19 protein-coding genes and 1 pseudogene are annotated in these 20,974 nt (G+C 61.9%); 13 read left to right on the top strand and 7 right to left on the bottom strand.

The genetic code is table 11. The features are described from left to right. From B5526_RS17645 to B5526_RS17635, 3 genes are all read right to left on the bottom strand, one after another. Entirely contained in the window at positions 1-1,074 is a 1,074-nt protein-coding gene (locus B5526_RS17645) for a methyl-accepting chemotaxis protein (protein WP_079539990.1), read from the bottom strand. Positions 1,075-1,258: 184 nt separating this feature from the next. After that, positions 1,259-1,813, bottom strand: coding sequence for an ActR/PrrA/RegA family redox response regulator transcription factor (locus tag B5526_RS17640; RefSeq protein ID WP_079539988.1), 555 nt, complete (start codon positions 1,811-1,813; stop codon positions 1,259-1,261). A gap of 66 nt (positions 1,814-1,879) precedes the next feature. Next, positions 1,880-3,205 (bottom strand): ActS/PrrB/RegB family redox-sensitive histidine kinase, encoded by a 1,326-nt coding sequence (locus tag B5526_RS17635; RefSeq protein ID WP_079539986.1) that lies wholly within the window; start codon positions 3,203-3,205, stop codon positions 1,880-1,882. A 126-nt stretch (positions 3,206-3,331) separates the two neighbouring features. Here B5526_RS17635 and B5526_RS17630 point away from each other — a divergent pair, with 126 nt between their 5' ends. The 7 genes from B5526_RS17630 (at position 3,332) to minE (ending at position 9,670) form a co-directional block, all read left to right on the top strand. Beyond that, positions 3,332-4,126, top strand: coding sequence for an ABC transporter ATP-binding protein (locus tag B5526_RS17630; RefSeq protein ID WP_079539984.1), 795 nt, complete (start codon positions 3,332-3,334; stop codon positions 4,124-4,126). After that, positions 4,123-4,941 (top strand): ABC transporter permease, encoded by an 819-nt coding sequence (locus B5526_RS17625; RefSeq protein ID WP_079539982.1) that lies wholly within the window; start codon positions 4,123-4,125, stop codon positions 4,939-4,941. The genes B5526_RS17630 and B5526_RS17625 overlap by 4 nt, the downstream gene beginning before the upstream one ends. Before the next feature lie 127 nt (positions 4,942-5,068). Continuing rightward, positions 5,069-6,397 carry a polyhydroxyalkanoate depolymerase gene (locus tag B5526_RS17620; RefSeq protein WP_079545078.1) on the top strand — a complete coding sequence of 443 codons (1,329 nt, stop codon included), beginning with the start codon at positions 5,069-5,071 and terminating at the stop codon, positions 6,395-6,397. A gap of 239 nt (positions 6,398-6,636) precedes the next feature. Beyond that, positions 6,637-7,476 (top strand): M48 family metallopeptidase, encoded by an 840-nt coding sequence (locus B5526_RS17615; RefSeq protein WP_079539981.1) that lies wholly within the window; start codon positions 6,637-6,639, stop codon positions 7,474-7,476. Between the two features lie 388 nt (positions 7,477-7,864). Continuing rightward, the gene (gene minC / locus B5526_RS17610; RefSeq protein ID WP_079539979.1) at positions 7,865-8,557 is read left to right on the top strand and encodes a septum site-determining protein MinC; all 693 of its coding nucleotides are present in this window, start codon (positions 7,865-7,867) and stop codon (positions 8,555-8,557) included. Positions 8,558-8,576: 19 nt separating this feature from the next. Further along, positions 8,577-9,392 carry a septum site-determining protein MinD gene (gene minD, locus B5526_RS17605; RefSeq protein ID WP_079539976.1) on the top strand — a complete coding sequence of 272 codons (816 nt, stop codon included), beginning with the start codon at positions 8,577-8,579 and terminating at the stop codon, positions 9,390-9,392. After that, positions 9,392-9,670, top strand: coding sequence for a cell division topological specificity factor MinE (gene minE, locus B5526_RS17600; protein WP_079545077.1), 279 nt, complete (start codon positions 9,392-9,394; stop codon positions 9,668-9,670). The genes minD and minE overlap by 1 nt, the downstream gene beginning before the upstream one ends. A gap of 347 nt (positions 9,671-10,017) precedes the next feature. On the opposite strand, the gene B5526_RS17590 is transcribed toward minE, so the two are convergent. Next, the gene (locus B5526_RS17590; RefSeq protein ID WP_079539972.1) at positions 10,018-12,210 is read right to left on the bottom strand and encodes a transglycosylase domain-containing protein; all 2,193 of its coding nucleotides are present in this window, start codon (positions 12,208-12,210) and stop codon (positions 10,018-10,020) included. 343 nt (positions 12,211-12,553) lie between these two features. Here B5526_RS17590 and B5526_RS17585 point away from each other — a divergent pair. Then, positions 12,554-13,675: pseudogene (locus B5526_RS17585) on the top strand (IS4 family transposase); the annotation flags it as partial. A 156-nt stretch (positions 13,676-13,831) separates the two neighbouring features. Here B5526_RS17585 and B5526_RS17580 read toward each other — a convergent pair. The 3 genes from B5526_RS17580 to B5526_RS17570 all read right to left on the bottom strand — a co-directional run bounded on the left by B5526_RS17580 (position 13,832) and on the right by B5526_RS17570 (position 17,081). Beyond that, on the bottom strand, positions 13,832-15,058 hold the full coding sequence (locus B5526_RS17580) for an ABC transporter substrate-binding protein (protein ID WP_079545076.1): 1,227 nt from the start codon (positions 15,056-15,058) through the stop codon (positions 13,832-13,834). Between the two features lie 316 nt (positions 15,059-15,374). Next, positions 15,375-16,601, bottom strand: a complete 1,227-nt coding sequence (locus B5526_RS17575) for an ABC transporter substrate-binding protein (RefSeq protein ID WP_079539970.1) — start codon at positions 16,599-16,601, stop codon at positions 15,375-15,377. A 117-nt stretch (positions 16,602-16,718) separates the two neighbouring features. Beyond that, positions 16,719-17,081 carry a DUF1304 domain-containing protein gene (locus tag B5526_RS17570; RefSeq protein ID WP_079539968.1) on the bottom strand — a complete coding sequence of 121 codons (363 nt, stop codon included), beginning with the start codon at positions 17,079-17,081 and terminating at the stop codon, positions 16,719-16,721. A gap of 98 nt (positions 17,082-17,179) precedes the next feature. On the opposite strand from B5526_RS17570, the gene B5526_RS17565 reads away from it, so the two are divergent. The 5 genes from B5526_RS17565 to B5526_RS17545 all read left to right on the top strand — a co-directional run bounded on the left by B5526_RS17565 (position 17,180) and on the right by B5526_RS17545 (position 20,858). Then, on the top strand, positions 17,180-17,608 hold the full coding sequence (locus tag B5526_RS17565; protein ID WP_079539966.1) for a DUF1330 domain-containing protein: 429 nt from the start codon (positions 17,180-17,182) through the stop codon (positions 17,606-17,608). Positions 17,609-17,697: 89 nt separating this feature from the next. Then, positions 17,698-18,174: a PaaI family thioesterase gene (locus B5526_RS17560; RefSeq protein ID WP_079539964.1), complete on the top strand. Its 477-nt coding sequence runs from the start codon at positions 17,698-17,700 to the stop codon at positions 18,172-18,174. 54 nt (positions 18,175-18,228) lie between these two features. Beyond that, positions 18,229-19,728, top strand: a complete 1,500-nt coding sequence (locus B5526_RS39595; protein WP_079539961.1) for an AlkA N-terminal domain-containing protein — start codon at positions 18,229-18,231, stop codon at positions 19,726-19,728. Continuing rightward, complete coding sequence (locus B5526_RS17550; protein ID WP_079539959.1) at positions 19,709-20,260, top strand: methylated-DNA--[protein]-cysteine S-methyltransferase; 552 nt, start codon at positions 19,709-19,711, stop codon at positions 20,258-20,260. Before B5526_RS39595 ends, B5526_RS17550 begins: the two co-directional genes overlap by 20 nt. 193 nt (positions 20,261-20,453) lie before the next feature. Next, entirely contained in the window at positions 20,454-20,858 is a 405-nt protein-coding gene (locus tag B5526_RS17545; protein WP_172842063.1) for a nuclear transport factor 2 family protein, read from the top strand. The last annotated feature ends 116 nt before the right edge of the window (positions 20,859-20,974 follow it).

Raw genomic sequence — 20,974 nt, 5'->3', positions numbered from 1 at the left:
CTAGCGGACGATGACGCCGAACCAGCCGAGACCGCCATAGGTCTCGTAGCCGGGGGTGAGGTGGAACGCCACCTGCGTGCCGGAGCGGTCCTTGTAGACCCCGCTGCTTTTGCCATTGATCGCAAGCGGCACATGCTCGGTGAGCAGGCCCTGGCCGTCGGATGAGGCGATCACACGAAAATTCGAATCCACCAGCAGCACGCGGGCCTTGTCGTCGTCGACCCGCACCCCCTGGACGATGGCGCGGGCCTGCGTCTCCCAGTCGAAATGGATCGCCAGCACGCCGAGCGGCTTGCCATTGGCGTCGCCGCCTTCGCGCACGCTGGCGCAATAGGTCGCGACCGGGGCATTGCCGAGCAGCGGCTGACGCTCGATATCGCCGGCGACGTAATCATCGCCGGACCGCAGCTTGAGCGCGTCGGAGAACCATCGCGTCGAGGCGACGCTTGCGCCCTTGACGTCGTAGCGATCCGAGCGGGCGCTGGCCAGCACATGGCCGTTGAGGTCGCACAGCCAAAGGTCGAGATAGACCGTATAGGCGCGCAGGATCACGGCAAGGCGCTTGGCGACGTGGGAAACATTCGCAGGCGTCGGGTCGGCGGCGCAATCCACCACGGCGGAATCGGTCGCCCACCAGCGCACGTCGCAGGTGCGCTCATAAAGGTTTCGGTCGATTAATTCGATGGCATTGAGCGCGAGGTCGACCATGCGTTCGCCGCGCGCACGCTCGGTCATTTTCTCGATCGACTGCATCAGGTTTGCAGTCCGCTTGGTCAATTGGGTTTCGAGCTCCTTCGAGATGGTCTCGACCCTCTGCCCGACGCTGCGGACTTCCTGCGCCACCACGGCAAAGCCCGCGCCCTGGGCGCCGGCGCGCGAGCTTTCGATCAGCGCGTTCAGCGCCAGCATTTTCATCTGGTTGGTGATTTGCTGGATCGACCTCGCCTTCTCGCAGGCGGTCTGGTCGACCTCGGCGGTCAATCGCGCGATCAGGGCGGAAATGTCCGAGTGATCCTCGTCAGCCTGTTCTGAGGCGGCCGTCTTGTTGCTGGTGCGCTGAACCGCAGCGGCCATCGGCCCATTCCCTCTGCTGGATGATTTCGATCTGTCCGTTTATCTCCGCCCATGCCTAACACACTCTTATTACCGGGACGTTGAAGTCTCCGTAGAAGTGCTGGAAAGGTGATCAAAAATGCGGCACGCCGCTTCTGTCGCCATCGCGCTGGATGGCTTTGCGGCGGCACGCCCGGCGCAACGCCTAGCGCGGCGCGCGCTTGGCCAGGATGCGCTGCAGGGTGCGGCGGTGCATATTGAGCCGCCGCGCCGTCTCTGAGACGTTACGGTTGCACATTTCATAGATGCGCTGGATGTGCTCCCAGCGCACGCGGTCCGCCGACATCGGATTGTGCGGCAGTTCGGACTTCTCGGTGCCGCTGGCGAGCAAGGCAGCGACGACGTCGTCGGCGTCGGCCGGCTTTGAAAGATAATCCACCGCACCCATTTTCACCGCCGTGACGGCGGTGGCGATGTTGCCATAGCCGGTCAGCACGATGGCGCGGGCGTCGGGGCGCTTGCGCTTCAGCGCCGACACCACGTCAAGGCCGTTGCCGTCGCCGAGACGCAAATCCACCACCGCGAAGGCCGGCGCGGCCTTGCCGATCTCCGCCAAACCATCGGAGACGCTGTCGCAGGAGGTCACGGTGAAGCCGCGGGTTTCCATGGCGCGCGACAGCCGCTCCAAAAACGGCTTGTCGTCCTCCACGATCAGGAGCGAGCGATCGGCGTGGCCGGAGAGTTCGGCGATGGCGGTCAAGTCGAGGGTATCCTTTTTTACAATGTCTAATATATGGGCCGCCAAAATGGCCCTGCCAAGGCAGACCTAAGTCGCTGGCTCGTCGGCGGTTTCCTCGGCCTCGAAGCGGTGGCGCGGCCAGGCGATGTGGACCACGGCGCCGTGATCGGGAAAGGTGCGGTTAGAGAACGAGACCTTGGCGCCGGTGCGCTCCAATAGCGTGCGGGCGATGAAGACCCCGAGCCCGAGCCCGCGGTGTTCGCCTTGGGCTTCATCCACGCTCTTTCGCCGCGACAGATAGGGTTCGCCGATGCGCTTCAAGATGTCTGGCGCGAATCCCGGGCCGTCGTCGGAAATCACGAGCTCGACGGTCTCGGTGTTCCACCACGCGTTCACTTCCACGGTTTCGCGTGCGAAATCGACGGCGTTTTCCAGGATGTTGCCGACGCCATAGAGGATCGCCGGATTGCGGGTGCCGACCGGCTCGCTGGCGCCGGTGACCGCGATCCGGACCTTGATCGCGACGCCGAAGTCGCGATGCGGCGCGACCGTCTCCTCGATCAGCGTCGACAACGGCATGCGGTCGAACGGCGCGCCGGTCGCCGAGAGCTGCGTGATCTTGGCCAGGATGTCGCGGCAGCGCTGCGCCTGCTCGCGCAGCGTCTTGATGTCGCCGCCAAGCTCCTTGTTATCCTTTAACGCTTGCTCCAATTCGCGCGAAATCAGGAAAATCGTCGACAGCGGCGTGCCGAGCTCGTGCGCGGCGGCTGCCGCCAGACCATCCAATTGCGTCAGATGCTGCTCGCGGGTCAGCACCAGTTCGGTCGCGGCCAGCGCGTCGGACAATTTGCGGGCTTCCTCGGTGACCTGGAACGCATAGAGGCTCGTGACCCCGATCGCGAGCACGATCGAAAGCCAGACGCCGAACAGATAGATCGGTGGCAGCACCAGCGGGTCCTCGCTGTCCCACGGCAGCGGCAGATAGAAAAACAGCAGCACCGAGGCGCACGCCACCGCGAGAGCTCCGATCGCGATGGTCAGCCGGATCGGCAACGCGGTGGCCGAAATCAGAACCGGTGCAAGAAACAGGAATGAAAACGGGTTCTGCAGCCCGCCGGTGAAAAACAAAAGCGCGGCGAGTTCGACGATGTTGAGCCCCAGTAGCGCCGCCGCATAGACCGGCTCGAGCCGCTGCATCGGATTGAAGGTGATCTGCAGCACCAGATTGAGCAGCGCGGACAGGCCGACAATGGTGACGCAGGGAACCACCGGGACGTCGAATTCCAGCCCTTGCACCACGATGAAAATGGCAGCGAGCTGCCCGAGCGCCGCGAGCCAGCGCAGCCGCAGGATGGTATCCAGGCGGACATAGCGGCCTGGATGGCGAAAATCGGTGGCGGCAATTTCTGTCATGCTCGTAGTTTAACCGCGCGCGGTCCCCGCCACAAATTCGCCGCCCGAGGCCACTGACGGGACGACCAAAAGTCTTGAGCTTTGAGTCTTGCGCTTGTCGCGGCAATAGCCCAATGAACGGCCCGCATGATGGATAACGGCGCAGTCAGGTCCGGTTTTGCCGAGGCCGATCCGAAAGGATCGGCCGCGATCGAAGTCGCGCAGCTGACAAAACTCTACAAGACCATCCGCGCCGTCGACGACGTGTCGTTTCGCATCGCACGCGGCAGCATCACCGGATTGCTCGGCGGCAACGGCGCCGGCAAGACCACGACCATTGCCATGATCATGGGGCTGGTGCTGCCGACCTCGGGCCGCATCCGGGTGCTGGATTGTGCGATCCCGGAAGAGAGCGCCCGCGTGCTCGGCCGGATGAATTTCGAAAGTCCCTATGTCGACATGCCGATGCGGCTCACGGTGCGGCAGAATCTCACCATCTTCGGTAAGCTCTATGCGGTCAAGAATTTGCCCGCGCGCATCGCGCAGCTCGCCGATGATCTCGATCTCGGCGAGTTCCTCGACCGGCCCAACGGCAAACTCTCCGCCGGGCAAAAGACGCGCGTCGCGCTCGCAAAGGCTTTGATCAACCATCCGGAACTGCTGTTGCTGGACGAGCCGACGGCCTCCCTCGATCCCGATACCGCGGACTGGGTCCGGCAGCATCTTCAGGATTATCGCAAGGAAAATGGCGCCACCATCCTCTTGGCATCGCACAACATGCTGGAAGTGGAACGGCTGTGCGACCGCGTCATCATCATGAAGCGCGGCCGCATCGAGGACGATGACAGCCCGGACAAAATCATGGCCCGCTACAACCGCGCGACGCTGGAGGAAGTGTTCCTCGATGTCGCCCGCGGCCGGGTCCAGGAGACGGCGAAATGAGCGAACTCGCCATCACCGGAGGCATCGCGCCGCATCGCATCAACGCGATGATCCTGCGCTATTGGTATCTGTTGCTGTCGTCGTGGCCGCGGCTGTTGGAACTGCTTTATTGGCCGGCGCTGCAGATCGTCACCTGGGGCTTCCTGCAGACCTACATCGCGCAAAATGCCGGGTTTTTCGCGCGCGCCGGCGGCACGCTGATCGGCGCGGTGATCCTGTGGGACATCCTGTTCCGAGGGCAGCTCGGGTTTTCGATCTCGTTTCTCGAGGAGATGTGGGCGCGCAATCTCGGCAATCTGATGATGAGCCCGCTAAAGCCGATCGAGTTTTTGATCGCGCTGATGGTGATGAGCCTGATCCGGCTCGCGATCGGCGTCATTCCGATGACGCTATTGGCGCTGTTTCTGTTTCACTTCAATTTCTACGGCATCGGGCTGCCGCTGATCGCGTTTTTCTGCAATCTGATTTTCACGAGCTGGTCGGTCGGCATTTTTGTCTCGGGCCTCGTGGTGCGTAACGGCCTCGGCGCGGAGAGCATCGTCTGGACGCTGATGTTCGCGCTGATGCCGCTCGCCTGCATCTATTACCCGGTGACGGTGCTGCCGCACTGGCTGCAATATGTCGCCTGGACCTTGCCGCCCACTTACGTGTTCGAGGGCATGCGGGCGCTGTTGATCGACCATGTATTTCGAACTGACCTGATGATCGAGGCGCTGGCGATTAATGCTGTGCTCTTTATTGCGTCATTTGCGGTATTTCTTGCACTTTTGCGCAGCGCTCGCCGCCACGGCTCGTTGATCCAGAGTGGCGAATAACCTAAGACTTATCCCATGGATTTGATGTTTTTCGGCTTGTGCGGCGCACAGATATACCGATCTGTTCATTGACGCTTTATTACGCATTCGGCACTATGCTGCGATGCAAAAGAGACTTGAGGACCATATGCCGATTGGTGAGTTTGGCGGCGCACCGCCCCTGGTGGCCGAAGGCAGTCCGGCGCTCACGACGCCGATGTACTGGATGTACGAAATGGCGCAGGCCTCGCTCAATCCGGCGCGGGCCGTTACCGACGCGACAAAAATCCTGTTTCAGAATCCGCTCAATCCCTGGTCGCACACCGAGTTCGGCAAATCGGTTGCCGCGGGCTGCGAATTGTTCGAGCGCACCACCCGCCGTTACGGCAAGCCCGAATGGGGTCTCAACGATACCGAGGTCAACGGCGTCCGCACCCCGATCGAGATCCGCTCGATCTGGGAAAAGCCGTTCTGCCGGCTGTTGTACTTCGACCGCAAATTGACCCGGCCGCTGCGGGCCCCGCAGCCGCGGGTGCTGATCGTGGCGCCGATGTCGGGCCATTACGCAACATTGCTCCGCGGCACGGTGGAAGCCTTCCTGCCGACGCACGAGGTCTATATCACCGACTGGTCCGATGCTCGGATGGTGCCGGTCGCCGAGGGCCGCTTTGATCTCGACGATTACATCGACTACGTCATCGAGATGCTGCACGTGCTTGGCGGCAACATGCATGTGATCGCGGTGTGCCAGCCTTCGGTGCCGGTGGTGGCGGCGGTTTCCCTGATGGAAGCCAACCGCGATCCCTTCGTTCCCTTGTCGATGACGCTGATGGGCGGCCCGATCGATACCCGCCGCAATCCGACCGCAGTCAATAATCTCGCCGCCGAGCGCGGCATCGACTGGTTCCGCAGCCACGTCATCACCAAAGTGCCGTTCCCGCATCCCGGCGTGATGCGCGATGTCTATCCGGGCTTTCTGCAGCTCAACGGCTTCATCAGCATGAACCTCGACCGCCACATGGACGCGCACAAGAACCTGTTCAAGAATTTGGTCAAGGGCGACGGCGATTTGGTCGACAAGCATCGCGATTTCTACGACGAATATCTCGCGGTGATGGATCTGGCCGCCGAGTATTATCTGCAGACCGTTGATCTCGTCTTCATCAAGCACGCGCTGCCGAAGGGCGAGATGACCCATCGCGGCAAGCCGGTCGATCCCTCCAAGATCACCCGCGTCGCGCTGATGACGGTGGAAGGCGAGAAAGACGACATCTCAGGGCTCGGCCAGACCGAAGCGACCCACGAATTGTGCACCGCTATCCCCGCCCACCGTCGCGTTCATTACGTGCAGAAGGGCGTCGGACATTACGGCGTGTTCAACGGTTCCCGCTTCAAGTCGGAAATCGTGCCGCGCATTTCCGATTTCATGATGTCGGCGGCGATCGCAAAGCCATCGCTCGCTGCGGCCGCAGAATAAACATCGGTTCCCGCAGCGTCCGCACGCGCGCCGATGAACGATCGCGTTGCCGGCGCCGAATCGCCTCCCCGATAACCCCCTGAATTGACCCGGAGAAACCTGGATTCGGGGCCTCTTTAAGGAATGAGTATGTACTCAATCCTTAAACGGCCTCGCCGGGTCGATTTTGGGCCGAAATTTTTTGTTCCAGCCCCATCCTGTAGGGGGGAACGGCCGGCCAGCCCCTGTATATTGGGCAAATGATTTGTTTTTGCGCCGAGCGATTTCACTGGCGGCGGATATGGCAGAATCCGGGCGAACTCCTGCTCCCCGGACTTTCAGACATGGCTACTCGCGCCCTCCTTTATCGGCGGCCTTACGAGCCCTCGACTCTTTTGATCAAGCACGGCTCGCAAATCTATTCGGTTCGGCTGCGCCGGCACCGTCGCGCGCGGCGTTACACCTTGCGCATCCATCCCAGCGACCGCGAAGCGATCCTGACCATGCCGCCGCGCGGCACGCTCACGGATGCGAAGGACTTCGCGCAGCGTCACGGCGGCTGGATCGCCGCGCGTCTCGGCCGCTTGCCGAAGGCGGCGCCGTTTCTTCCGGGCACCTTGGTGCCGCTGCGCGGTGTTGCGCACCGGATCGTGCATCGCGCCGGCCAGCGCGGCACGGTGTGGACGGAGGTGCGCGACAGCGGCGAGCGGATTCTCTGCGTCGCCGGCGGCGCGGAACATATCGAGCGGCGGGTGCATGATTACCTGAAGCGCGAGGCGCGCCGCGACCTGCAGAAGGCGGCGCAAACCTACGCGCAGGCGCTTGGCGTCCGCGTGAAGCGGCTATCGATCCGCGATCAGTCGAGCCGCTGGGGCTCCTGCACATCCGCGGGCTCGCTGTCGTTCTCATGGCGGCTGATTCTGGCGCCTTCTTACGTGCTCGATTATCTCGCCGCCCATGAGGTCGCCCATCTCGTCGAGATGAACCATTCGGCGCGGTTCTGGCGCGTCGTCGCGCGCGTCTGCAGCCATGTCGAGCGCGCCAAGACCTGGCTCGACACCTCCGGCAACGATCTGCATCGTTACGGCGTCGAGGAATAGCTCTCTCTCGTCGTCCCCGCGGAAAGCGGGGACCCATAACCACCGGCGTTTGTTGTTTATAGAGGGCGTCTACCGCGTTGCCCAAACCGATGGGCCGCGGCGTATGGGTCCCCCGCTTTTGCGGGGACGACTCGGGGAGGTGTTCGCGCTGATCCGCCGCCTCTATCGCCCGAACAGCCGATCCATCAGCCAGCCGTCGAAGCCGGCCGCTGCTTCCGGACGCACCGAGGTTCGCGTCGGCGCCGACCGGCCGCCGGCGCCCGCGGGTGACGGACAAGGCCGAAGCGCCGGTCGAAAATCATGACAGCCAGCGACTGGCACTGTTAACCAATGGTTAACCTAGACCGCCCATCCTTAACCATTCAATAACAAAGGCGAGTCGACCGCAATGGACGCTTCTGTAGCGCCAACACGACAACTGCTTCGGATGCGAGGCCGCTCTTACGTTGCCTTTGTATTTGCGCCCGTCGTTCCGATCGTAGGCTGGCTCGAAGAAATAGACGCAATGCTCGCCCGGTCGCCGGGCTTTTTTGTCGGCAAGCCGGTCGTGCTTGACCTGTCTGCCGTGGACCTGAGCCAATCCGCTATCGCGCACCTCGTCACAAGCCTGGAACAACGGAATATTCGTGTCCTCGGCATCGAAGGTGTGGACGCCGCCCATCTCACGACGAGCATGCCACCTTTGCTGACGGGCGGACGCCCCACTGTGCTTGTGCAGAACGAACCGAAAAAGCCTGAGGCCAAACCGAAACCAACATCCCTTCTGCTCGAAAGCCCGGTGCGCTCCGGGCAGTCGGTTGTTTTTGCCGAAGGCGACGTGACTGTGCTGGGTTCGGTCGGTTCCGGTGCGGAGATTGTTGCTGGAGGGTCTATTCATGTCTACGGAGCGCTCCGCGGCCGTGCAATGGCGGGAGTCAACGGCAACCCAGGCGCGCGGATTTTTTGTCAGAAAATCGAGGCCGAGCTCCTGGCAATCGACGGCTACTACCAGACTGCTGAGGATATAAGTGCCACCCTGCGCAATCGGCCGGCTCAGGCGTGGCTTGAGGGTAACATCATGAAAATTACACCGCTGAATTAATCGGCAAAGGAGGAGAAGAATGGCCAAAGTCTTGGTCGTGACGTCTGGAAAAGGCGGCGTCGGAAAGACAACTTCCACAGCCGCGCTCGGTGCGGCGCTCGCGCAAATGGGCGAAAAAGTGGCGGTCATCGACTTCGACGTCGGTCTGCGCAACCTCGATCTTGTCATGGGAGCGGAACGACGGGTCGTGTTCGACCTCATCAACGTGGTGCAGGGCGTTGCAAAGCTCTCCCAGGCTCTCATTCGCGACAAGCGGCTGGAGAATTTATGGCTGCTTCCGGCATCCCAGACCAGGGACAAGGACGCCCTGACGGACGAGGGTGTCGGGAGGATTATCGCCGACCTGCGAACCAACTTTGACTGGATTCTTTGCGACAGTCCGGCGGGCATCGAGCGGGGCGCGACGCTTGCGATGCGCTATGCGGACGAGGCCGTCATCGTCACCAATCCCGAAGTCTCCTCGGTACGCGACTCCGACCGCATCATCGGAATGCTTGATTCAAAGACCGTGAAGGCGGAGAGAGGCGAGCGGGTCGAGAAGCATGTGCTGATAACCCGATATGACTCGGCGCGCGCAGCACGTGGGGAAATGCTCAGTATCGAGGATATTCTTGAAATCCTTGCGACGCCGCTGCTTGGCATCATTCCTGAGAGCCAGGATGTTTTGAAGGCATCGAACGTCGGATCGCCGGTGACGCTGAACAACGCCGCCAGCGCGCCGGCCCGCGCCTATATCGACGCGGTGCGTCGTCTGATGGGTGAAACTGTCAACATGGTGGTGCCGGCCGAACGCAAAGGCTTGATGAACCGGTTACTTCGAAGGAGGGCCGCATGATGAACCTGCTGCGGCTCATGAGGGGCCGCAATTCCACCGCGCCCGTTGCACGGGAACGGTTGCAGATACTCCTGGCGCATGAACGCGGTTTGCGCGGCCAGCCTGAATTGTTGGGGCTGTTGCGGGCCGAGATCCTTGCCGTGGTCTCACGGCATGTCGTGCTTGATCCGGAAAAGGTCGTCGTCAGGATGGAAAGGGGCAAACATGTATCGACGCTCGAAGTCGATATTGAAGTGCCCAATGCAATCGAAAGACCGATCGCGGCGGTTGCTAGATGATTGCTGACAGCAATAGCAACATAGCTTGGCACAGGGCCCAACTCAGGAAGAACCGTGAGGCCCTGAAGACCCTCGAAATTGCTCGGTTCAGAATCGGCGATATGGTCGGTTCGAGCGGCGAAACGCAAAAAACCATAGCCAAGCTGAAGCGAAAGATCGCGGAATCTCAACGATCAATCGCTGCCCACGAAAGGCAAACCAAGCGGCCTGTCGCAACCGATCTTCAAAGTCTCGCCAGTGTCAGCTGGAGCAGTTGGAACACCCGCGGAGTTGGCCGGCGCTGACTTGGCGGCTGCTTCAGATAAGCCGACAAGGTCTCGTGAAGAGGATGTACGCAAGCTAGGGTTCTACCGCCCGAACAGCCGATCCATCAGCCAGCCATCGAGGCCGGCCGCTGGTTCCGGACGCACCGAAGTTCGTGTCGGTGCCGAACGGCCTGAGGTGTTTCCGGGCGACGGCGCGCTGGCAACGGGTGCGCCTGCTTGCGGCATCGCCTGCGCGACGGTCGAAAACAGGCCGCTAGGTTGCGAGGCCGGCAACGGCACTGCCGCGACGCCTTGATGGGCCGCTTTCATAAAACGGGTCCAGACTTCGACCGGCAAGCCGCCGCCGGTCGCCTTCTTGGTCGGTGAATTGTCGTCATTGCCGAGCCAGACGCCGGTGACGAGATTGGCGGTGTAACCGATGAACCAGGCATCGCGGAAATCCTGGCTGGTGCCGGTCTTGCCGGCGGCCATCCAGCCCGGAAGCTCCGCTTTGTGCGCGGTGCCACTGAGCAGCGTCTCCTGCATCATGGTGTTCATCATCGCGACATTGCGCGGTTCGATCACCTGGCCGAGTTGGTCCGGCTGCCGCGCATAAAGCAATTTGCCCGAATCGGTGCGGATTTTTGTGACGACATGCGGCGAGACGCCGAGGCCGCCATTGGCGAACGGCGCATAGGCGCCGACCAGTTCGGTGAGCGAGACCTCCGATGTGCCGAGCGCGATCGAGGCGTTGGCGTCGAGTTTTGAGGAAATGCCCAGCCGATGCGCGGTCCGCACCACGTTTTTCGGGCCGACTTCCAGCCCGAGCCGCACCGCGACGGTGTTGAGCGACATCGCCAAGGCCTGCGTCAGCGTCACCGGGCCAAAATACTCGTGGCTGTAATTCTCCGGCTTCCAGCCCTTGACGTCGAGCGGCGCATCCTGGCGGACCGTCTCCGGCGTCAGGCCGGATTCGATCGCGGTCAGATAGACGAACGGCTTGAACGCCGAGCCCGGCTGACGTTTGGCGGTGACCGCGCGGTTATACTGGCTCTCGGCGTAATTACGCCCGCCGACCATGGCGCGCACCGCGCCATCCGGGCTCATCGCCACCAGCGCGCCCTGGCTGACATTGAATTTTACACTCTTCGCCGCCAGTTCGTCGATCACGGCGGCCTCGGCAACCGCCTGCAGTTTCGGGTCGATCGTCGTTTCGACCACGATGTTCTGATCGATCTGGCCGATCAGATCGTCCAGCACTTCGCCGATCCAGTCGGCGACATAATTCACGGTGCCGGCGCCCGCCGGTTTGACGTTGTAGGAGGGATGGCCGATCGAGGCCCGGGCCTGGGCCTCGGTGATGAATTTGGCGTCCGCCATCGCGGTCAGGACGATCTGGGCGCGCTGCTCGGCGCCTTCGGGGTTGCGGTTCGGCGCCAGCCGCGACGGCGATTTGACGAGGCCCGCCAGCATCGCGGCCTCCGCAACCGTGACGTTCCTGGCGGACTTGCCGAAATAACGCTGCGACGCCGCCTCGACGCCGTAGGCGCCGGAGCCGAAATAGACGCGGTTGAGGTAGAGTTCGAGGATTTCCGATTTGGAATGTTTTCGTTCGAGCCAGAGCGCGAGTTCGACTTCCTGCAGTTTTCGCTGCAGCGTGCGTTCCTGGGTCAGGAACAGGTTTTTCGCAAGCTGCTGGGTCAACGTCGAGCCGCCCTGCGAGACGCTGCGATGCAGAACGTTCGTGATCGCCGCGCGCAAAATGCCCAAGGGATCGACGCCGTAATGCGAATAGAACCGGCGGTCTTCGATGGCGATGAACGCCTTCGGCAGATAGGGTGGCAGATCCTTCAATGAGACATTGGCGCCGGCCATCTCGCCGCGCGTCGCCAGCACGCTGCCGTCGGCGCCGGTGATCTGGATGGTCGGCGGCCGTTTCGGGATTTCGAGCGACTGGATCGCCGGCAGATGCGCGCCGACCCAGACCACGACGCCGACGGCCGCGATCACGCCCCATAGGCCGAGCACCGCGCCCCAATAGACCAGCCGCAACAGGCCGCCGCGCGCCCGTCCCTTGGACCGCCGCTTGCTGCCGCTCTTTGTCACGCGCGGCTTGCGTTCACGCGGGGCGTCGTCGTCGCTGTCTTCGTTTCTGCGCTTGGGAGACTTCTTCGGCTTCTCGTCGACGGGCGAGGGGATGCGATCCTGCGGGCTGAGGCGCAATTCCGACAGCGCAGCAGGGAGCCCGAATAGCGGCTCCTTGCGTCCGCTGCTCTTTTTCCGTCCCCACGCCATCCGCAAAACGTCCACATCGTCAGATGCGGCACAGTAGCGGGCGGGGTTTAAAGCGGTGTTAAACGATGGTTAATGGAGACGTGGCGGCGATTGCGGAAGTGCCTGATAATACGGGGTTTCAGACACGCTTAACCCTACCGTGGACACGAAAATCTCTCCCCGTCATGGCCGGGCGTCGTCCCGGCCATCCACGTCTTTCGTTCTCGGTAGCGGCTAAGACGTGGATGCCCGGGACAAGCCCACGGGTGTCTGGCACGGTCCATGCTTGAAGGAGCGCACGGCATTGATTCTACTCGTTTCCAGCTGGTTGCGAATCATCTGGACACGAAAAGGGATCAACGCCGTGCGGCATCAGAATATCGTTTTTCATGGGCTTCTGAAGCATATTCCGTGGTCGATGCTCGATCGGCTTGTGGATCAGTACAATGCCGACTGGGATGGCCGTGTCGTCAAGACCAGGGCTCATTTGATCGCGATGCTGTATGCGCAGTTTTGCGGCGCGCGGAGCCTGCGCGAGATTGAAACGAACCTGCAAAGCCACGCCGGCAAGCTTTACCATCTCGGCGGCCGCACCATATCGAGATCGGCGCTCTCGACCGCCAATGCTTCGCGTCCTGTGGAGGTCTTCGCAGGCCTGCTTTCGGCCCTGATGGCGCAGTTGCAGGCCGGCTATCGGCGGAAGATCGGCGATTGCGTTCGGCTGATTGATTCGACCAGCGTGCAGCTGAGCAGCCTGAGCGGCGATTGGGCGACGTTTTCGGCGGGAGTTTGCGGCGCCAAAGCGCACATCATCTACGATCCGGATGCCGATCAACCGCTGTACCTGATGGTGACACCGTCGAACGTCAACGACATCACGGCCGCCAAGGAGATGCCAATCGAGGCGGGAGCGACTTACGTTTTTGACCTCGGCTATTACGATTATGGTTGGTGGGCGGAGCTTGATCAGGCGGGTTGCCGCATTGTCACGCGCCTGAAGTCCAACACGCCTTTCACCGTCGTCGAGGATCGGCCGGTGTCGCCGGGATCGTCGATCCTCAGCGATCGGACCGGGTATCTTCCCAAACGGCTCGCCGCGTCGCGTCAAAACCCGATGGCGGGTCTCGTCCGTGAAATTCGCGTCATGATCGAGACCGGCAAGGTGCTGCGCATCTTCACCAATGACCTGGAGGCAAGCGCGCAAGAAATCGCCGATTTGTACAAGCGGCGATGGGCCATCGAGTTGTTCTTTCGATGGGTCAAACAGACCTTGAAGATCGGCCACTTCTTGGGAACCTCCGAAAACGCCGTTCGCATTCAGATCACTGTCGCGCTGATCGCCTTCCTGCTGCTGCGGCTGGCTCACGACGCCAACAGGATCGTGACCGGCCCGCTCGCCTTCGCAAGGCTCCTGCGAACAAACCTGATGCATCGGCGCGCGATCGCTGAGCTTCTCCAAGCTACGCCACCCCCCGAGCCACAACAGTCCAGATTTGACTTCGGACCACACGCAACCCGTGCGGCGCAACGGCGCAGCCATATTCGTGTGGATGCCGCCATGGAGAAGGCGGCATGATAAGCACAGACCGTGCCAGACACCCGTGGGACAAGCCCGGGCATGACGCGGTGAGAGTGGAAGCAATCACCCGGCCGCGCCGGTGTCCTCGATGATCGGACCGAACAATTCCCAGCGCTCGCCGTTGAACTTCATCATCTGCAGCTGCTTGTTGACCCGGTAATCGGTCGGCGTGGTATTGGCGAGGATTCCCGGCAGCGCCAGATCGAGTACGACGTTCTTGAGCGAGGTCGCCTGTTTCATGACGTTCTCGCGGGTCAGGTCGTCGCCGCATTGCTGCAGCACGTGGGCCATCAACTGCGCCGTCGAGTAGCCATAGGTGTTGAAGTTCGAATTCTTGTCCCCTTCCGGATAATACTTCGCCATGAACTCGAAATATTTCTTCATACCGGCGTCGTCCTTCCAGCTCGGATCGAGCGGATCCTTACCGTAGTTGACGCTGATCACGCCCTTCGAGGCTTCCAGCCCCGCCGGCTGCATCGTCGCACCGACCGAGGTGGCGTTGATGTCGAGGATGTGTACCGGCTTCCAGCCAAGCTCAAAATTCTTCTTGATCGCCTGCGCCGCGAATTTCGGCGTCGATGCGCTGAAGAACAGGTCCGCGCCGGCGGACTTCAATTTCAGGATCTGCGAATCGATGGTCGGATCGGAGACCTCATAGGAGGCTTCCGCCACCACCATGGTTTGCGCCTTGTCGCCGAGGCCGGCCTTGATGCCGTTCAGGTAGTCCTTACCCAGATCGTCATTCTGGTAGAGGATGCCGACCTTGGCGTCCGGATATTGTTTGAGGATGTATTGGCCGTAGATGCGTCCCTCGACGAAATAGTTCGGGTTGAACCCCATGGTCCAGGGGAAATTCTTGGGATCGGTGAACTTGGAGGCGCCGGTGGCGGCGAATAGTTGCGGGACCTTCTTGGCGTTGAGGTATTTCTGCACGGCGGCGTTGGAGGGGGTGCCGATCAACTGGAACGTCAGCAAGACCTCGTCGCTTTCGACCAGTTTGCGCACCTGCTCGACGGCTTTAGGCGGACTATAGGCATCGTCATATTGGATCAGGTTGATCTTGCGGCCGTTGATGCCGCCCTGATCGTTGATCATCTTGAAATAGGCCGCCTGGGTCTTGCTGATGGTGGCGTAGGCGGAAGCAGGTCCTGAGAACGGCGCGGTCTGGCCGATCTTGATTTCGGTATCGGTGGCGCCGGTGTCGTATTTCTTCTGCGCCAAAGCAGGCGCTGCCGACAGCGCGATGGCAACCGCCGTCCCGGTGACCAGATGAAAAATGCCGTTCCTCATAGTGCTGATTTCCTCATGTGTTGTGATTGTGCCGATGATCTTGTCCGGAGGGCTTTCAGCCCTCTGGCAGACGTCATCGCTGCCCGCGAGTGTGGAGGAACCGATGCGCCATTGCAAGGCAAGGCGCCCTGAAAAGGTGAACGATTTCAGGGCAGCCAGCGGGGTGATCCGGTTGGGGTCAATCAAGTCCCTAGCGTGGCCTCGTGGTTCGAGACGCGCGGCGTTGCCGCGCTCCTCACCATGAGGGTCTTAGACCTCATCCTGAGGAGCCGCGCTCTTGCGCGGCGTCTCGAAGGATAGAGCCCCGCACCGCCAGCTAACCCGACGGGCCGGTATCCTCGATGATCGGGCCGAACAGCTCCCAACGTTCGCCATTGAACTTCATCATCTGCATCTGCTTGTTGAGGCGGTAATCCGTCGGCGAGGTATTGATGGTCATGCCGGGCAGCGCCAGGCTGGGCGTGAAGTTCCTGATGCTGGTCGCCTGCCGCATGACGTTTTCGCGGGTCAGGTCGTCGCCGCACTGGCGCAGGATGTGCACCAATAATTCCGCGGTCGAATAGCCGTAGGTGTTGACGGTGTTGAGCTTGTCGCCCTCCGGGTAATATTTGTCCATGAAGGCGAAATAGGCTTTCAAGCCGGCGTCGTCCTTCCATTGGGGATCGCCGGGGTCCTTGCCGTAATTGGTGGAGATGATGTCCTTGGAGATATCGAGACCCGCCGGCTTGAGTGTCGCCGATACCGGGCTCGCATTGATGTCGAGGATGTGGACCGGCTTCCAGGCGAGGTCGGCAACCTTCTTGATCGCCTGCGCCGCGAATTTCGGCGTCGAGGCGTCGTAGAGCAGATCGGCGCCGAGCGATTTCAATTTGACGATTTGCGAATCGATGGTCGGGTCGGTCAATTCGTAGGACACTTCGCCGATGATCATCGTCGCGGCCTTGTCGCCGAGGCCGCTTTTGAGGCCGGTGATGTAGTCGCGGCCGAGATCATCATTCTGGTAGAGGATGCCGATCTTGGCGTTGGGATAATTTTGCAGAATATACTTTGCGTAAATCCGCCCCTCGGACTGGTAGTTGGGATTGAACGCAATCGTCCAGGGCGCGGTTTTCCAATCCGAGAAGCGCGACGCGCCGGTGGAGGCGAGCAGCTGCGGCACTTTCTTGGCGTTGAGGTATTTTTGCACGGCGGCGTTCGACGGTGTGCCGATGATCTGGAAGGTGAACAGCACCTCGTCGCCTTCGACCAATTTGCGCACCTGCTCGACAGCTTTGGGCGGCGAATAGGAATCGTCATACTGGATCAGATTGAGCATGCGGCCATTGATGCCGCCCTGGTCGTTGATCATCTTGAGATAGGCGGCCTGGGTCTTGCCGATGCCGGCATAGGCGGAGGCGGGGCCCGAGAACGGCACGGTCTGGCCGATCTTGATCTCGGTATCGGTGGCGCCGGTATCGTATTTCTTCTGCGCGTAAGCGGACGATGCCGACAGCGCGATCGCGACGACTGTGCCGGCGATCAGACGAAAAAGTCCGTTCCTCATATCGCTTCTCCCATATGTTGCCGATGATTCTATCCGGTTTGGCGGACGCCATCGTTGGCTCGGAGTGTGGAGGAAGGGTTGGGGCAATGCAAGACGATGCCGCCCGGGGGGAACGGCTCACGCCAGCCAGAGCAGGATCAGCGCGAGCGCAGCCGGCGCCGCCTGCACGTAAAGAATCCGACGGCTGACAGTTGCGGCGCCATAGACGCCGGCGACGATCACGCACAGCAGAAAGAAGACCTTGATCTGGAACGCGAAGGCGGGCGCGCCGTGCAGCAGTCCCCAAATGAGCCCGGCGGCCAGAAAGCCGTTATAAAGCCCCTGATTGGCGGCCAGCACCGCGGAATCGGCGGCCTTCTCGGGCGTGTTATGAAACGTCTTGAGGCCGAGCGGCTTGGTCCAGAGAAACATTTCCAAAGTCAGAAAATAGAGGTGCAGCACGGCGACCAGCGCCACCAATAGATTGGCGATTGCGTTCATTGGGCCCTCCCCCTAGATGCATCGAGAGTATCTCGATCACTCTAGTAGCACGTGGCCGCGCAAGGTGTGACGGTCAGCGGCGAAGGCGAGGAAAAATCATGACAGGCCATATCGATCCGACCAAGGAAGTGTTTGCGGCATTTCGCGACAATAACCGCGAAGGCCCGATCCACATGCTTAATCTGGTGCGGCTGAACGACCGCGCCGCCTATCCCGACGGGCGTAGCGCCACCGGTGCGGAAGCCTATGCCGCCTACGGCCGCGACAGCGGGCCGGTGTTTTCTAGGCTCGGCGGCAAGATCGTGTGGCAGGGCCGGTTCGAGTTGATGTTGATCGGCCCCGCCGACGAGCGCTGGGATCATTGCTTCATCGCGGAATACCCAAGCGTCTCTGCCTTCGTCGAAATGATCCGCGATCCGCTCTACCGCGAAGCCGTGAAACATCGCCAGGCCGCAGTGAAGGACTCCCGGCTGATCCGCCTTGCGCCGCTCGCCCTCGGCAAGACGTTTGGCGAGATTCCGGCCTAGCGCCTGCGCTTCACGGGCCTCACTCGGCCGAAAATGACCGCGTCCGAAAACCGCGAGACAGACGCGGGGCAATCGACGATGTTTCCATCATGGACATCGCCGGCAAGACCTACGGGACCGTCAGCGCCGACAGGCAGAAAGAGATGAGCGGCCTGGAATTCGTCCAGGGGCTCGTCGACGGGACGTTGCCGCTCAATACGATCGCAAAGACCCTGGGCTATGACGTGACCGAGGCGGTGAACGGGCGCGTCGTCGTCACCGCCGAGCCCGGCGACAATCATCTCAATCCTGCGGGCACCGTGCACGGTGGTCTGACGGCTACGCTGCTCGACAGCTGCATGGGACTGGCTATCCAGTCCACGCTTGAGAAAGGCGTCGGGCAGACCACGCTCGAGTTCAAGATTTCGCTGCTGCGGCCGATCACGCCTGAGACCGGGATGATCAGGGCGGAGGGTGTTGTGCTGAGCCGCGGCCGGCGGGTTGGCACCGCCGAGGGTCGCGTCATCGATGGCCAGGGGCGCCTGCTCGCCCACGGCACGACCACCTGCCTGATTTTTCAGAGCTGAATGATGTCCGAAAACCGCGAGACAAGCGTGCGCCAAAGGACCATGATTTGAACCATGGATATGGACCGCATTGCCTGCTACCGCGCGATTTCGACCCGCGACGCCCGCTTCGACGGCAGGCTGTTCGTCGGCGTCAAGACCACCGGAATCTATTGCCGGCCGATCTGCCCCGCGCGCACCCCAAAATTCGAAAACACCTCGTTCTATCCCTCCGCCGCGGCGGCCCAGGAGGCCGGTTTCCGTCCCTGTCTGCGCTGCCGGCCGGAAACCTCGCCCGATCTCGCGTTCTGGCGCGGCACCACCAATACTGTGTCGCGTGCGCTCGCGCTGATCGAAGCCGGCGGCCTCGATGAGGCCGACGTCGAAGGGCTCGCCAACCGGCTCGGCGTCGGCGCGCGCCAATTGCGACGGCTGTTTCGCCAGCATGTCGGGGCTTCCCCAATCGCGGTGGCGCAGACAAGGCGGATATTGTTGGCCAAACAATTGATCCACGAGACCTCATTGCCGATGGCCGAGGTTGCGCTCGCCGCAGGCTTCAACAGCGTCCGCCGCTTCAACGAGACCTTCCTCGAGATGTTCGGACGCTCGCCTGCCAAACTGCGGCGCATCCGCGACAAGCCAAGACGCGAAGCCGGCGCGCTGTCGGTGCGTCTTCCCTATCGGCCGCCCTATGACTTCGATGCGATGCTGTCGTTTCTCAGCCTGCGCGCCATTCCCGGCGTCGAGGTCGTCTCGGAAAATACCTACCGGCGCACCATCGCGATCGGCGATGACTGCGGAGTGATCAGCGTCGCGCCCGCCGACAAGAACCGGGTCAACGTCGCCGTGCGCTTCCCGAACATGGCGGCGCTGCCGCAGATCATCGCGCGGGTGCGGCGGGTGTTCGATCTCGCCGCCGATCCCGATACCATCGGGACCCATCTCGCGCTCGACTCATTGCTCGCGCCGCTGGTCGCGGCACGGCCGGGCTTGCGTGTGCCCGGCGCGTGGGATGGATTTGAGCTTGCGGTGCGCGCGATCTTCGGTCAGCAGATCACCGTTCCCGCGGCGACAAAATTGCTCGGCAGGCTGGTGGAGGCGCACGGTGTGCCGCTGCCGGCGGCGACCAGGGATGGCGAGGGCCTCAGCCATCTATTCCCGTCGCCCGCGCGCATCGCAAAAGCCGATGTTGCCGTGCTGGGTATGCCGAATGCCCGGGCGATGGCGGTGACATCGCTGGCGCAGGCCATCTCCGCTGATCCCGCGATCTTCAGCCGCGGCGCGAGCCTGGAAGAAGCGATCGCAAAACTGCGCTCGCTGCCGGGCATCGGCGAATGGACCGCGCAATATATCGCGATGCGCGAATTGCGCGAACCGGATGCCTTTCCCGCCGCCGACATCGGCTTGCTGCGCGCGATGGTTTCGGCTGATGGAAGCCGCCCGTCGCCCACTGAGCTGTTGTCACGCGCCGAGCGGTGGCGGCCGTGGCGCGCCTATGCCGCCTTGCATTTGTGGGCCGCGGGAACTACGCGTCCAACCGCGTCGGGGAAAGTCAATGAGCGCGAAGCCGCCTGAAACATTTTGTCTCGACCGGCTGCAAACGCCGATCGGGATAGCCCTGCTGGTCACCGACGCCGACGGTGCATTGCGCGCGCTCGACTGGGAGGATTATGAGGCACGTCTGCGCCAATTGCTGCGGCTGCAGTATGGCGCGGCGATCCTGCGGGATGCACCGGCTCCGGAAGAAGTCAAGGCGGCGTTGCGAAGCTATTTTGCGGGCGATCTCGATTCTCTTAAGACGATAAAGTGGCGGCTCGCCGGCACCCCGTTCCAGCGCAAGGTCTGGACCGCGCTGACGGCGATCCCACCCGGTACGACGACGAGCTATGGCGCGCTGGCCGCCCAGCTCGGCATGCCCCAGGCGGTGCGCGCGGTCGGCCATGCCAACGGCTCCAACCCGATCAGCGTCGTCGTCCCCTGTCACCGCGTGATCGGCGCCAATGGTTCGCTGACCGGCTATGGCGGCGGGCTCCCGCGCAAGCGATGGCTGCTTGAGCACGAAGGCGTGGTGTTGAAGGTGGCGAGAGGCAGTGCGGTTGCGGCGTAATTTCCCCAACTCTCCCCGTCATTGCGAGCGAAGCGAAGCAATCCATCTTCAGCGCCGAGAAATAGAAAGGTGGATTGCTTCGTCGCAAGGGCTCCTCGCAATGACGATCTTTAAAACGTCAGGTCCGTAAATCGCCAGACCGATCCCGGCAATGCCACTACCGTCTCCCTCACATCCAACACGGAGACGAACCATGACCGACGCAGAGATCCAGGATTTTGTCACGCGCTTCGCCGCCGCCTGGGCGGCGCGGGACGGCAAGGCCTTTCTCGATCTTTGGCATCCGGAGGGACTTTTACATACGCCGATGGTGGGTCGAACGATCAAGGGAAGTGAGCTTGACCGCCTGCTCCAAGTACAGATCGCCGCCGCACCTGATTTCGTCTGGCAATTATTGGACTGGACCTCGCGCGGCGATGTCTTGATCGTGGAGTGGCAGACCACGCGCATCGTCAATGGTCAGCGCTTCAGCTGGCGCGGCGTCGACAAATTCCGTCTGAAGGCCGGCAAGATCATCGAGGAAGTGGTCTATTGCGATACCGCGCCGCTGCGTGCGCTACGCACCGGCGAGACGCTGGAGCCGGTCACCAAATTCTAGAGCATGATAATTCTTGAGTTGAATCAGCGCACGCACCGAGTCCGGCTCACCTCTCCCCGCTTGCGGGGAGAGGTCGAAATTCGCGGTAGCGAATTTCGGGTGAGGGGGACCAACCG

Source organism: Bradyrhizobium lablabi (assembly GCF_900141755.1).
In the GTDB taxonomy this organism is placed as follows: Bacteria; Pseudomonadota; Alphaproteobacteria; order Rhizobiales; family Xanthobacteraceae; genus Bradyrhizobium; species Bradyrhizobium lablabi_A.
Note: the sequence above shows the minus strand (reverse complement) of the source record. Positions and strands in the feature narration are given on the sequence as shown.